Origin of the sequence: Nostoc sp. DedQUE08, assembly GCF_034530895.1 — a bacterium.
Classification (GTDB): domain Bacteria; phylum Cyanobacteriota; class Cyanobacteriia; order Cyanobacteriales; family Nostocaceae; genus Nostoc.
In genome coordinates this window covers 52,578-67,401 of the sequence record NZ_JAVRCD010000037.1, presented here as the reverse complement: position 1 = coordinate 67,401, position 14,824 = coordinate 52,578, and the positions used below count along the sequence as shown (strand labels likewise).

Genomic DNA, 14,824 nt, shown 5'->3' with positions numbered 1-14,824 from the left:
GCCTTTGAACTCGGAAGTTGCACCTTTTTGCTTGAACATTGAGCCTTTGAACTCGGAAGTTGCACCTTTTTGCTTGAACATTGAGCCTTTGAACTCGAAAGTTGCACCTTTTTACTTGAACGTTAAGCCTTTGAACTCGAAAGTTGCACCTTTTTGCTTGAACGTTGAGCTTCTGAACTCGGAATTTTAACCTTAGCACTTCTAACTCTTGTACAGACGCGATGAATCGCGTCTCTCAGCACTCCCCAATGCCCAATGCCCCATTCCCCATTCCCCATTCCCCAATGAATATTCAATATAAATTCGATCAACCAGTACTTTTACAACAAACACCTACTTGGTCAAGAGCGATCGCCTGGACTATTGTTGGAGTTAGTACCTTTGCAGTAATCTGGGCCTCAGTTTTCCAAATTGATGAATCAATTCATGCTACTGGCAAGCTAGAACCACAGGGTGCAGTCAAAGAAATTCAGGCTCCGGTTCATGGTGTTGTCAATCAGATTTTAGTCAAAGATGGTCAGCGAGTCAAAAAAGGTGAAACACTCGTTACCCTAGAAAAAACTTCTTCGGAGGCGGAGTTAAGTTCATTAAAACAAAGTCGGGCGGCTCAATTGCTGGCGAAACAGGCGCTAGAGCAAGAAAATGACTTCTATCGCCGCCAGATGCAAGGGAACATATCACTACAGGAAGTAGCACAGCAAACTGCTCTGTTGAAAATTAAACCAGAACTGGCCTTCTTGACCAAAAGCCGAGCCGCGATTATTGCCGAAAACCAGTTGTACCGCACACAATTAAATGGTGCGACTGCTGGAAATAGTCTCACAACAGAGCAACAGTTACGCTTGCGAAATCGCCAAATAGAATTAGAATCGCGTTTAGCCACAGCTAATTTAGAAACGGGACAGACGCAACAGCAATTTTTCCAAACTCAAGCGGAATTAACTAGCGCTAAAGAGTTGCTGATAATTAATCAACAAATTCTCCACAAGTTTGAACCTCTAGCGCAGCAGGGGGCGATTTCCCAGGTGCAATATTTGAAACAACAGCAGGATGTCAGCAGCAAACAAGCAGAAGTAATCCGATTGAATCGGGAACAGCAGCGATTACAATTAGCGATCGCACAGTCAAATCAAAAACTTCGCAATACTGCGGCTGTGTCTCAAGAAGATTTACTAGCCAAAATTACAGATAATGACAAAAACATTGCCGGAATTGACAGCCAATTAACCAAGGTAATTGTAGATAATCAGAAACGCCTCTATGAAATTAATAGTCAGATTGGAGAAATTAATAGTAAGTGGGTTCAGGCAGAACAAACTCTGAAATATCAGAAAATTACCGCACCTGTAGATGGTACTGTTTTTGAACTTAAAGCTAAAACAGCAGGATTTGTAGTTAATTCCAGCGAACCGCTTCTGAAACTTGTTCCTAGTGGTAACTTGGTTGCTAACGTCTACATCACCAATCGCGACATCGGCTTTGTCCAAGAAGGGCAACAAGTCGATGTGAGAATCGATTCCTTTCCCTTCCAAGAGTATGGTGATATCAAAGGCGAACTAGTTGAGATTGGCTCTGATGCCTTACCTCCAGACCAAGTTTATAATTTCTGGCGTTTTTCCGCAAAAGTCCGCTTACATGGGCAGAAGTTACTGATTAATCAGCGTCAAATTCCCTTGCAATCAGGGATGTCCATTAATGCTAATGTGAAATTACGTCAGCGCACCATTATGAGTATCTTCACTGATTTCTTAGTGCAAAAGACTGAAAGCTTAAAGTCTCTGCGCTAAATCAAAAGATTGGAAAACCTCTCCCCTAGAAGTCTAAATTTCCGCCCTCACCCCTAACCCCTTTCCCTCTGGGAAAGGGGAAGCGGTTGTAAGTTTTAGCTCATCTTTGAGAGAATGCAAATTATCAAAATGTTGCTGCACATTTTATAACCACTTGCGATCGCAGCTTATATCATGTCCGCATAATTAGTTATGCTAACCACAGTCATTACACCCCACCCCCAACCCCTCCCCGCTTGCGGGGAGGGGAGACAAGGCGTAGCTTTGGCGGGGTGGGGTTCTTCGGGTTTAATAAGCAATCAAGCGGACATGATATTAATTGCCATACATTTTTTAGGGTGACGAATACAATGGGGGCTGCTACCACCAGTAACGGAGGCAGCAGCCCAATAAGCAGCATTTTCACTCAGAGAAACGAGATTTGAAAAGGGTTTGGGCTTAAGTTGACACCAATGCCCTCAATCCTCACCCACTCTTAACCGTTAAGCACTTCCTCTTGATAGGTTTCAATTACACAGTCAGAAGTAGCATAGGCCACGCAGGTGAGGACGAATCCTGCGTCAATTTGCTCGTCATCTAAGAAGTTCCGATCGTCTTGGTTCACTGTACCTGACAGCTTCCCGGTGCAGGTAGAGCAAGAACCAGCGCTACAGGAAGAAGGCAAGTCCAGATCGTATTCCTCGTTAGCGATCTCTAAAGCTCATCTTCTTGATGGGTTAAGATTGTACAGTCAGAAGTAGCATAGGCAACACAGGTGAGGACAAATCCATCCTTAACTTGGTCGTCATCTAAAAAGTTCTGATCGTCTTGGTTAATCGTACCTGAAATCAACTTGCCGGTGCAGCTAGAGCAAGAACCAGCCCTACAAGAGTAGGGTATGTCTATGCCTTCGTCATCGACAGCGGCATCTAAGATGTACACATCATCTTCAACATCAATTGTTTTATCGCCTTCTGGGGTCTTTAATGTGACTTTATAAGTTGCCATGTAACAATCCCTAGTTCTAATAAACTCCATATTCGATACTACGAGTTTATGTGCTGCTAGTCTAGAGTTGATTGTAGTTGACTGTTCTAGATTCTCAAACGCTTAGTGGGGCTAGTTTACATATACCAGAAACTTGACAGGAAAATCACACAAGGAAAAATGCTGCGATCGCTTCAGCAAATCCCTCAAATGAACTATAATCTCTAGACACAATAGAGACATTCATACCCAACTTTTGGGCGTTAGCAGTGGTGTAAGGGCCGAAACATGCAATAACACAATGTTCATAATCGCTTTGTAACTTGACCATTGTCAAAAAGCTTTCTACTTCCGCCGTGCTACTAAAGGCAATTACATCAATCATTCCTTGACGTATCAGATTTAATTCCATACCGTAGATAGTTTTATCTAAACCCTGCGTAATATATGTGGGTACGCGAGTTACTTCTATGCCCAATTGTTGCAAATCCGTAATCAAATTGGGTACAACATCAGGTTCAGGCAAACCCACAACTTCTGGAGCCGGGATCAGCACTTTTTTCTCGTGAATTTGTGGAAGTTTCGCTAATTCAGCCACAATTCCGGCTGGGCTAGATTCTGTTGGGACTAAATCTACCTTGCCACAAAAAGACAATAAGCTTTCTACATCTTTTCCTAATGCACATAAGTGACATTTTTGTACTACAGATATAGGAATATTCAAATCATTTATCCGCTGAAAAAATGCTGTGATTCCGTTTCGACTTGTAAAGACAATCCAATCAAATTCGTTTATATCGGCTAAAACGGCATCTAACTGATTGTAGTTTGATAAATAGCAGGTTTCGATAGTAGGCATGAAAACAGGTAAACCACCTTTTTTGATGATTTGTTCGGATAACCTATAAGCATAATTTCTCGGTGCTGTTACTAAAATTCTCTTGCCATAGAGAGGTAAGTTTCTCGATGGAGTCAGCAGGTTGATTTGTTTTGATTGGCTGTGCATTTGTTTCTAAAAACAGAATTCAGGAGTCAGGATTCAGAATGAATTCTATACGACGGCTAAATTGAGCGCTCAGTCTAGCCGTCGTAAACTGAATAATATAGCGCAATACAAAAGATGTAGAGACGCGATTCATCGCGTCTTGAAAGACCAATTATCTACACCAATAACCGCAAGAATTCAGCAACGCTAAAAAGCTGATGTAAATCCTAGCCATTTTTCTAGGATGAATTACTCTCCATTTTTCCGATGTCATCTGTGTTGAGAAAACGGCACGATCTGAATATCTAAAAACGTTTGCCGAAAAATCTTATGTCTTCATTACTGGCTTTGTCGAACAGTTTAGCTGATACCGTAGAACAAGCTGGAAGTGCTGTGGTTGCAGTGAATGGCGGTACTCGTGTTTCCCCAAGTGGCATTCACTGGCGTAATGGCATCATTGTTACCTCTGATGAGTCACTCCAGCGCTATGACGATATCACCATTACCTTATCAAATGGTAGTACTGCACCAGTAACACTCGTCGGTCATGACTCTAGCACCGATATAGCTGTTTTTAAGCTAGAAAATGTAGAAATACCTGTGGCCAAAGTTGGCGATGCTAAAACGCTCAAAGTTGGTCATCTCGTGTTAGGACTGGCAAGAGGTGGCGAAGGTGATTTAAGGGCGGCGATGGGTGCAGTGAGTGTGGTTAGCGGTGCTTGGCGGAGTATGAATGGCGGGAATATTGACCAATTCATCCGCCCAGACATCACCCTTTACTCTGGTTTTGCAGGCGGCCCGCTCGTAGATGCTGCTGGTTTTGTTGTAGGCATGAATACATCGGGGCGGCGTGGTACTGCTCTGACAATTCCCACTGCTACAGTCGATCGCGTGGTTGATCAATTAGTAGCAAAAGGACGCATTTCTAAAGGATACTTGGGTGTAGGAATGCAACCTGTACGTTTACCAAAGAACCTGAAAACTGCTCTCAATTTAAGTTCGGCAACTGGGGTAATTGTTGTCAATGTTGAGGCTGCGGGGCCTGCTGACAATGCAGGTATACTGCTTGGCGATGTTTTGGTAACATTCGATGGCGTAACTGTGGGCGATACAGGTGATGTGTTGGCGCTGCTCAATAGTAGCGATCGCATTGGTAAAGCTGTCAACGTCCAAGTTGTCCGGGGTGGAGTGTTAATTGAGTTAGCGATCGCAGTTGGCGAACGACCTTTGTAATTCGTAATTCGTAATTCGTAATTCGTAATTCGTAATTTGGAATTTGGAATTTGGAATTTGGAACTCGGAACTTGCACCTTTTTACTCGAACGTTGAGCCTCTGAACTCGGAACTTGCACCTTTTTGCTCGAACGTTGAGCCTCTGAACTCGGAACTTGCACCTTTTTGCTCGGACGTTGAGCCTCTGAACTCGGAACTTGCACCTTTTTGCTCGAACGTTGAGCCTCTGAACTCGGAACTTGCACCTTTTTGCTCGAATCGTCATTAGTCATTAGTCATTTGTCATTTGTGTTTCTAAGGACAAAGGACAAATGACAAAAGACATCACTAGATTCTACTTTCACACGCTTAAAAACTGTATAACATGGCAAACACAACATTAACTAACATCGCTGCTGAATTGACAGAGGTAGCTGCTAAACTACGCCTACGCACTGTCAAAGTAAAAAGCGGCTCTCTGGGAGTCGGTTCTGGTGTAATTTGGCAACCTGACGGACTAATTATCACTAATGCCCATGTAGCAACTAGCAACCGCGCAACTGTGGAATTGGCAGACGGAAGGGTATTTGATGCGGTGCGTACCCAATTCGATCCACAGCAGGATTTAGCAGCTCTGAAAATTGTTGCCACTGATTTAACTGCTGCAACTATCGGCAATTCTGAAGCGCTACGAGTGGGTGAATTGGTCTTAGCGGTGGGTAATCCCTTTGCTGACAGTGGCGCTGTGACAACTGGAATTATCTATACAAATAATCCACGAGCAGTTATGGCCGATTTGCGGCTCTATCCTGGTAATTCTGGGGGACCACTTGCCGATTGTCAAGGTCTTGTCGTGGGAATTAATACGATGATTGTTAATGGTTTGGCTGTGGCAGTTCCCAGCAACACCGTTGAGCGTTTTTTACAGGGAAATAGTCGTCCGCAGCTGGGAGTTACACTGCAACCTGTGCTTTTAAGTAGGCGTAGCTTGGGTTTCTTGGTGTTGTCAATTCTACCTAACAGTGCGGCGGAAACTGCTGGTGTGCAAATCGGCGATGTTTTAATTGGAGTTTCGGGGCGATTATTCACTAGCATGAATGACTTAACCAAATATCTCCATGAAAGTAAAGGATCTGTGCCGCTACAACTCCTACGCGGTAGACAGCAATTCGTGATTTATGTTGCCGTGCAGTCCGATCAAACTGCTGTGGAGGCGACATGATCCGGGTGATGGTGGTTGCTACTTCCCCTGTGGTGCGAGCAGGGTTATCAGCTGTGGTGACTACCAATCCTCGGTTGACAGTTGTGGGGAGTGCATCCGATTTGGATGTATTGGCGAGTGAAGTTGGGCAATTACAGCCGGATGTGGTGCTGGTAGATTTGAGCGGTAATTTTCAACAATCGGTATGGGAAAAATTGCTGGTTATTCAAGAACAGCAATATCCATTAGGAATAATCGTCATTGTTGAAGAACTCGACAGCATTGATTTAGAAACAGCGTTACGTTCTGGTATCCGCGGAATATTGCCTAATACTAGTACAGAGTCAGAAATTGTCGCGGCTGTAGAAGCGATCGCTTTTGGTTTGCTGGTGCTGCACCCAAATGCTGTAGAATTACTGTCTATCCGCGAAAAAGTAGTAACGAATCCCGTACAAACCTTGACACCACGGGAGATAGAGGTTTTAGGAATGCTTGGATCGGGGTTGGGAAATAAAGCGATCGCAAAACGTTTGCATATTTCTGAGCATACCGTCAAATTTCATCTCTCATCCATTTTTCAAAAGCTCAGTGTCTCCAGCCGCACTGAAGCTGTTGCTGTGGGTGTACGACTGGGTTTGATTATGCTTTGATGTTTAGTCATTAATATGAGATCGCGATCGATAGACTTCTTGTATGAATAAAAAGCCCTCACCCTAAATCCCTCTCCCAAACTTGGGAGAGGGACTTTGAAATTGGCTCCCCTTCTCCCAATATTGGGAGAAGGGGTTGGGGGATGTAGCAAGATCCCGTAGGGTGGGCGAATTTTGCATTTGTGCAAGAGGTCTAATACAGAATTCAGAAGTCAGAATTCAGTTAGGTATTCTGACCCAAAAGCAGATAGCGCAGCGTCTATACAGTTCAGAATGAGCAACAAAACCCAGATGTAGAGACGCGATTTATCGCGTCTTTTAAAACCAATTATCTACACCAATAACCTTTAACCCAAGCTTATATTTCCAAATGTTGAGCTTTATTTAGCCTTAGAGAAATTTTGGGCTGGCTGGGAATGCTAAAGAAAGCACTTGATTGTCCTTTTATTTGACAGTTGTGGATAAAGTTCATTAGCATCATGCCCAGTTCATCGTACTACTTAGGCTTAGAAAAATGATACCTGTCCTTCCCGGTTACAACTTTATTGAAGCTCTGCATGAAGGTGTGAATACCGTTATTTATCGCGCTTCCAAGCAGTCAGATCGAAGTCTTGCGATCGTTAAAGCCCTGAAAGCCGAGTATCCCAGCCTCGAAGAACTAACCCGACTCAGACATGAATATAAAATATCGCAAATATTAGTAGATATAGAAGGAATTGTCAAGTCCCTAGCTTTAGAAAATCATCATAACGGTTTAGCCCTAATTTTGGCAGACTTTGGTGCAGAATCTCTGAAAAAGTATATTAGCGATCGCCAGTTATCATTAACCGAATTTCTCACAATAGCCATTCAGCTAGCATCCACTCTCACTCAACTGCATCAAGCCAAGATTATTCATAAAGATATAAAACCTGACAATATCGTTATTAACGCAGAAACCGGACAAGTTAAAATTATCGACTTCAGTATTGCATCGTGTTTAGAAAAAGAAAATCAAAGCATCAGCAATCCCAATTTATTAGAAGGCACTCTCGCCTATATGTCACCGGAGCAAACCGGACGAATGAATCGGTCAATTGATTACCGTACCGACTTCTATTCTTTAGGCGTTACTTTTTATGAAATGCTGACAGGTGCGCTGCCATTTAATGCCGCTGACTCTCTGGAATTTGTTCATTGCCATATTGCCAAAACACCAATAGCGCCTCAAGAGTTCAATCCCCAAATTCCCTCGGCGGTTTCTGACATTGTCATGAAATTATTAGCTAAAACTGCTGAAGATAGATATCAAAGTTCTCTCGGACTAAAAGCCGATTTAGAAACCTGTCTGACTCAGTTACAGACGGATGGCGAGATTTCCCACTTTATTGTCGGTCAATTAGATTCATACAGCCAATTTTCCATTCCGCAAAAACTCTACGGACGGGAAATAGAAGTTGCTACTTTGTTAGAAGCATTCGATCGCGTCAGTTCTGGTACTACGGAAATGATGCTAGTTTCTGGTTACTCAGGCATCGGTAAATCGTGCTTAGTTTCTGAAGTTCACAAACCGATTGTGCGCCAGCGAGGTTATTTTATCTCCGGTAAATTTGACCAGTTCAAGCGGAATATTCCATTTGCTTCTCTAATTCAAGCATTCCAAGATTTGATGCGGCAATTGCTAACAGAAACAGATGAGCAAATCGCTGTTTGGAAATCAAAACTAATAGATGCCCTCGGCTCCAACGCTCAAGTGATTATAGACGTTATTCCCGAATTAGAACGGATTATTGGCCCGCAGCTAGCAGTTCCTCAATTAGGGTCGTCAGAATCACAAAACCGATTTAATCGGGTGTTTCAACAATTCATTCATGTATTTAGTCAACCCGAACACCCACTAGTTTTGTTTCTGGATGACTTACAGTGGGCGGATTCAGCTTCCCTTAAGCTTATCCAGTTAATTATGACCGACCCAGATAGCCAATATCTATTGCTAATTGGTGCATATCGAGATAACGAAGTAAGCGCCACTCATCCCTTAATTCAGACCTTGGAGGAGATTCAACAGACTGGTGCGATCGTAAATAACATTATCCTCCAGCTTTTGGATATCGCTCACGTCAATCAGTTAGTAGTCGATACTCTTCGTAGCGAACTTTTAAAAGTAAAGCCGTTAGCTGAGTTAGTTTTTACAAAAACCCAAGGCAACCCCTTTTTCTTAACTCAGTTACTCAAATCTCTTTATCAGGACAACTTATTATACTTTGACTTTGAACGCGGTTTTTGGCAATGGAATATTGAGTTTATTCAGGGAGTTAATATAACTGATAATGTCGTTGAATTGATGGTTAGCCAAATTCAAAAGCTATCTGAAAAAACACAGAATGTGTTAAAGTTTGCCGCCTGCATTGGAGACAAGTTTACTTTAGATATATTGGCGATTATTAATAAAACATCTCAGTCAAAAACAGCAGCAGATTTGTGGGAAGCTCTGCAATCAGGTTTGGTTCTACCCCTCAATAATTCCTACAAAACACCGCTTGTTTTTGACTCAGAACAAATGGAGACTGAGAATAGGCGATCGCACATTAACCAGCCCTCATCACCCATTACCTATAAGTTCTTACACGACCGGGTACAGCAAGCGTCTTATTCTCTTATTCCAGATGATCAGAAAAAACAGACTCACCTAAAAATTGGTGAATTGCTACTAATACATACCTCGGAAAGGGACATTGAAGAAAACATTTTTGAAATTGTCAACCAACTGAATGTTGGTGCTGAATTCATCGCCCAACAGCCTCAAAAAGATAGACTGGCTCAACTCAATCTTATAGCTGGACAGAAAGCAAAAGCAGCAACAGCGTATGAATCATCTGTTAAATATTTAAATGTAGGTTTGGAATTACTTGCAGCAGATAGTTGGCATTGTCAGTATGACATGACACTCAACCTCTATGTAGAAACAGCAGCAGTAGAATTCCTCAACACTAATTTCGAGCGAGCAGAAATACTTTCCAATGTAGTTTTGGCACAGGCAAAAACCCTGCTCGATCGAGTCCAGGTGTATGAGACAAAAATGCAGTTTTATATTGCTAAAAACCAAATGCAAGCCGCATTAAATACCGGACTGCAAGTGCTGAAAATGCTAGGTTTACCTTTAGCAGCTAAATCCCCAACAAGACTGACTAGATTGAATTTAGGAGGGAAACGCATTGAAGATTTAATAGAATTACCAGAAATGACTGATGTTTATAAATTAGCTGCATTGCGAATTTTGATAAATTTGATTCCTCCGGTTTATATTGTAGCTCCCGAACTTTATCCACAGGTCGTTTTTAAAATGACCAATCTCTGTCTCAAAGATGGAAACTCTCCTCTGTCAGCTTATGCGTATGTACTTTATGGAATGTTCTTATGTGGCGCTTTTGAAGACATGGATTCTGGTTATCAATTCGGTCAGCTAGGCTTAAAGCTGTTAAATCAATTCAATGCTAAGGAAATGACAGCGAAAATCTATGAAACATTTAATTATTTTATCAGGCATTGGAAAGAACCAGGTATTAATACTATAGAACCGTTAATTGAGGGTGTCCAAAGAGGGCTAGAAACAGGAGATTTAGAATATGCTTCTTATTCGGCTTGTTTTTATTGTACGCATTTGTTTTTTATCGGCGAAAATCTAGAAATTGCTCTCCAAAAACAGGCGCATTATATTGCTTTAATGCAAAGAACCAAACAAGAGTTTCAAATTATTTATGCTCAGATAGTCCGACAAACAAGTTTAAATTTAACTAGAAAAACTGCGGAACCATATCGATTAATTGGCGAAAGTTTTGATGAAAATAAAATGTTGCCAATTCTGATAAATAGCAATAATTATATGGCTATTTATCCTATCTATGTTTCTAAACTGCTTCTGGGTTATTTATTTAAAAATTACGATCGCGCTGCTGAGAATGCCTTGCTGGCAGAAAAATACGAACAAGGTGGACAAGGATTGATGTACAAAGCCGAATACAAGTTTTACTCTTCTCTGACTCTCCTAGCTTTGTATCCCAGTGCATCACAAAGCGCTCGCCAACAATATTTCAGCCAAGTGATAGCGCAGCAGAAAAAAATGAAGCAATGGGCGTTGCATTCTCCTGCGAACTATCAGCATAAGTACGATTTAGTAGAAGCAGAAAAAGCGCGAGTATTGAAGCAAGATGCCAAAGCGATCGCGTTTTACGACCGAGCCATAACTGGAGCTAGAGAACATGGATATATTCAAGAAGAAGCCCTAGCCTCGGAACTAGCAGCAGAGTTCTATTTTGCTTGTGGCAGAGAGAAAGTTGCTAATACCTATCTCAACGATGCCTACTATGGATATGGTTGCTGGGGAGCGAAGGCAAAAGTCAAAGACTTGGAGAAAAGATATCCTCAACTATTTCGCATATCAAAGCGAGAAAGCGTCAGTACGAATGTGACTCAGATAATTAACTCTACGGGTGAAAATGCCTCAGACTCCCTGGATTTAGCCACAGTTATGAAAGCATCTCAAGCTCTTTCTGGAGAAATAGTTTTAGGCAAGTTGCTCGCTAAATTAATGACAATTGTGCTAGAGAATGCTGGCGCTCAAACAGGCTACTTAATTTTAGAAAAATCAGGAGACTTGCTAATAGAAGCATCAGGAACAGTAGATAAAGTCGATGTAACTGTATTACAAGGAATCTCAGTATCAACCAGTCAGCAACTACCAATTTCACTGATTAACTATGTAGCCCGAACTAAAGAAAATATTGTCCTCAATAATGCAACTCGTGAAGGAACATTTACCACAGATACGTACATCGTCAACCATAAACCTAAATCGGTTTTATGTACACCGCTCATCCATCAAGGCAAACTCAGTGGCATTCTTTATTTAGAAAATAATCTCACCATTGGCGCATTTACATCAGATCGCTTAGAAGTATTACAACTGTTATCTTCTCAAGCGGCGATTTCCATTGAAAATGCTCGTCTTTATAAAGACTTAAAATTAGCCAACACTAACTTAGAAGCCAAAGTACAAGAGCGAACTTTAGAATTACAGGAAAAAAATGTGCATCTGCAAAAAGCAGAAGAAATCGCCCAATCAGCCAACCGTGCTAAAAGTGATTTTCTTGCTAACATGAGCCATGAACTGAGAACACCGCTTAATGGCATTTTGGGTTATGCCCAAATTCTCAAGCGTGAAAAAAGTTTAACTAACTCACAAAAAGATGGTGTGAATATTATTCATCAGTGTGGCGACCATCTTTTGAACCTGATCAATGACATTTTAGACCTCTCTAAAATTGAAGCTAGAAAAATGGAACTCCATCTAACGGATTTTCATTTTCCAGAATTTCTCGAAGGCATTGCCGAAATCTGCCGTATCCGTGCCGAACAAAAAGGTATTTGCTTAATTTTTGAACAGATTACTCAACTTCCTATAGGTGTTAAAGCTGATGAAAAACGGTTGCGGCAAGCTTTGATTAACTTACTGGGTAATGCCGTTAAGTTTACTGAAACTGGAGGCGTGGCTTTCAAAGTCGGCTATCAGGAAGGTAGAATTCGGTTTCAGGTGGAAGATACAGGAATTGGCATGGCACCAGAGCAATTAGAAGAGATATTTTTGCCATTCCAGCAGGTAGGAGATGGCGATCGCAAAGCAGAAGGAACGGGATTGGGACTGGCAATTACCCGCCAATTAGTTCAGATGATGGGTGGCGAAATCCAGGTGAAGAGTACTTTAGGAAAAGGAAGCGTTTTCTTCTTTGATTTAGATTTAACTGAAGTTTCTCAATACGCTGATGTTGTCAAGAAAGAGCAACGAAATATCCAAAGTTTTAAAGGCTATAAGCGGAAAGTTATTGTAGCAGATGACAGAGCAGAAAATCGTGCAATCTTGGTTAAGATGCTATCGCCTTTAGGATTTGAAATTGTGGAAGCGGCAGATGGTCATGATTGTCTCAATAAGGCATTTGAATTGAATCCAGATTGTATTTTAATGGATTTGTTGATGCCTCAAATGAATGGCTTTGAAACTACCCGTCGCATTCGGCGATCGCCTGAACTAAAGAATGCGATCGTGATTGGCACTTCTGCCAGTGTTTTTGATTTCGATCTCAACAAAAGTAAGGAGGCAGGTTGCAATGATTTTCTACCTAAGCCCATCCGCATAACAGAGCTTTTAGAAAAGTTGCAGTATCACTTAAAACTGGAATGGATTTATGAAGATGGTGAAAAAGTATCTACAGAGAATAAACAAGAAAATTTTCAGCAATCATTGGTAGCTCCCTCCGCAGACGAAATTGCAATTCTGTTGAATTTAGCAATGAAAGGCGATCTCAAAGGTATTGTACAACAAGTCGAGCGATTGGAAGAATTGGATGTTAAATATGCACCTTTTTCTTTAGAATTGCGTCAATTAGCTAAAGGTTTTCAAGTTAAAAAAATCCGTGAAGTTTTAAAAAATATAGGAGTAAATTAATGAGTCTTTCCAACATCGAAAATGGCATTATCTTAATCGTTGATGACAACCCGACAAATTTAGGAGTGTTATTCGATTTCTTGGCTGATTCTGGCTTCCAAGTTTTAGTAGCGCAGGATGGCGAGGATGCAATTGAACAGGTCGAATATGCTCTCCCCGATCTAATTTTGTTAGATGTACTCATGCCTGGTATGGATGGGTTTGAAACTTGCCAGCATTTGAAAGCTCAAGAATCAACTAAAGACATCCCCGTAATTTTTATGACGGCGCTTTCTGAGACAGTGGATAAGGTCAGAGGTTTGAATCTTGGGGCGGTTGATTATATCACTAAGCCACTTCAGCATGAAGAGGTTTTAGCCCGTGTCAAAATCCATTTAAGCATCCGAAACCTGACTAAGAAATTGCAAGAACAAAATGTGCATCTGGCACAAGAGATTCAAGAACGAACTAAGGCAGAGAACGCCCTCTTAAAACTGACATCTGAGTTAGAAGAACGCGTGGAAGAAAGGACGGCTGCACTTTTTAAATCTAATCAGCTGCTGCAACAGGAAATCCAAGAGCGAATTTGTACAGAACAAGCATTGCAAGAATCAGAAGCACGCTATCGAGAACAAGCCAATCGACTAGAACTTGCCTTTCGCCAACTTCAAGAAACTCAAAGCCAACTGGTTCATAGTGAAAAAATGTCCAGTCTGGGACAATTGGTGGCGGGTGTCGCCCATGAAATTAACAATCCCGTCAACTTCATCTATGGGAATCTGACTCACGCCTATGAATATACCCAAGGCTTGCTCGACCTCTTGAACCTCTATGCTAAGTACACTCCCTCACCGCTACCTGAAATTCAGAAGCTAACTGAAGCGATAGATTTAGAATTTCTGAGTGAAGACCTGCCTAAATTGCTGAGTTCGATGAAGGTTGGGGCTGACCGCATCCGTGAAATTATTCAGTCCTTACGGATTTTTTCTCGCGTGGATGAAGCCCAAATGAAGTCAGTGGATATTCATGCTGGGCTAGATAGCACACTGCTGATTTTGCACAATCGCTTTAAAGGCAGCTCTAACCAACTAGGGATTCAACTTGTTAAAGAGTATGGCGACCTACCGCTTGTGGAGTGTTATGCAGGACAACTCAATCAAGTGTTTATGAATCTATTGGCGAATGCAATTGATGCTTTGGAGGAGTATGATAAAGAGCGATCGCCCCAGGAAATTTACTTTTGCCGCAGCACAATTCGGATTCGCACCGAAGTAACTGACGATAATTTTGTGACTATTAGGATTGGCGATACTGGCCCCGGTATGACAGAGGAAGTACGCGATCGCCTATTTGACCCTTTCTTTACAACAAAACCCGTAGGTAGAGGAACGGGTTTAGGCTTGTCGATTAGCCAGGAAATTGTTGTGTCCAAACATGGTGGTCAAATAACCTGTATTTCAGCACCCGGTCAGGGAACAGAGTTTATGATTAAAATTCCGATGCGATCGCACCCTTTAGAATTGACTTTGGCTGCACCTTCCTATTTTGGCTAAACCAAAAACTTTT

The 14,824-nt window shown here is 41.8% G+C and carries 8 protein-coding genes and 2 pseudogenes; 7 read left to right on the top strand and 3 right to left on the bottom strand.

From position 1 onward, the window contains the following. Window positions 1-190 (top strand): annotated as a pseudogene (locus RMY64_RS22955) (hypothetical protein); the annotation flags it as partial. A 58-nt stretch (window positions 191-248) separates the two neighbouring features. Further along, window positions 249-1,787, top strand: coding sequence for an HlyD family efflux transporter periplasmic adaptor subunit (locus RMY64_RS22950; protein WP_322701210.1), 1,539 nt, complete (start codon window positions 249-251; stop codon window positions 1,785-1,787). A gap of 475 nt (window positions 1,788-2,262) precedes the next feature. Here the strand turns inward: RMY64_RS22950 and RMY64_RS22945 are convergent. The 3 genes and pseudogenes from RMY64_RS22945 to RMY64_RS22935 all read right to left on the bottom strand — a co-directional run. Next, a pseudogene (locus RMY64_RS22945) lies at window positions 2,263-2,475 on the bottom strand (2Fe-2S iron-sulfur cluster-binding protein); the annotation flags it as partial. Window positions 2,476-2,480: 5 nt separating this feature from the next. Continuing rightward, the gene (locus RMY64_RS22940; protein WP_322685455.1) at window positions 2,481-2,774 is read right to left on the bottom strand and encodes a 2Fe-2S iron-sulfur cluster-binding protein; all 294 of its coding nucleotides are present in this window, start codon (window positions 2,772-2,774) and stop codon (window positions 2,481-2,483) included. 145 nt (window positions 2,775-2,919) lie between these two features. Beyond that, on the bottom strand, window positions 2,920-3,759 hold the full coding sequence (locus tag RMY64_RS22935) for a uroporphyrinogen-III synthase (RefSeq protein WP_322701209.1): 840 nt from the start codon (window positions 3,757-3,759) through the stop codon (window positions 2,920-2,922). A gap of 309 nt (window positions 3,760-4,068) precedes the next feature. Between RMY64_RS22935 and RMY64_RS22930 the strand changes: the two genes are divergently transcribed. The 5 genes from RMY64_RS22930 (at window position 4,069) to RMY64_RS22910 (ending at window position 14,811) form a co-directional block, all read left to right on the top strand. Beyond that, window positions 4,069-4,971, top strand: a complete 903-nt coding sequence (locus RMY64_RS22930) for a S1C family serine protease (protein ID WP_322701208.1) — start codon at window positions 4,069-4,071, stop codon at window positions 4,969-4,971. 364 nt (window positions 4,972-5,335) lie between these two features. Further along, window positions 5,336-6,172, top strand: a complete 837-nt coding sequence (locus tag RMY64_RS22925; RefSeq protein ID WP_322701207.1) for a S1C family serine protease — start codon at window positions 5,336-5,338, stop codon at window positions 6,170-6,172. Continuing rightward, window positions 6,169-6,801, top strand: a complete 633-nt coding sequence (locus RMY64_RS22920) for a response regulator transcription factor (RefSeq protein ID WP_322701206.1) — start codon at window positions 6,169-6,171, stop codon at window positions 6,799-6,801. The genes RMY64_RS22925 and RMY64_RS22920 overlap by 4 nt, the downstream gene beginning before the upstream one ends. Before the next feature lie 514 nt (window positions 6,802-7,315). Further along, entirely contained in the window at window positions 7,316-13,279 is a 5,964-nt protein-coding gene (locus RMY64_RS22915; protein ID WP_322701205.1) for an AAA family ATPase, read from the top strand. Beyond that, window positions 13,279-14,811 (top strand): response regulator, encoded by a 1,533-nt coding sequence (locus RMY64_RS22910; RefSeq protein ID WP_322701204.1) that lies wholly within the window; start codon window positions 13,279-13,281, stop codon window positions 14,809-14,811. The genes RMY64_RS22915 and RMY64_RS22910 overlap by 1 nt, the downstream gene beginning before the upstream one ends. Window positions 14,812-14,824 lie beyond the last annotated feature (13 nt).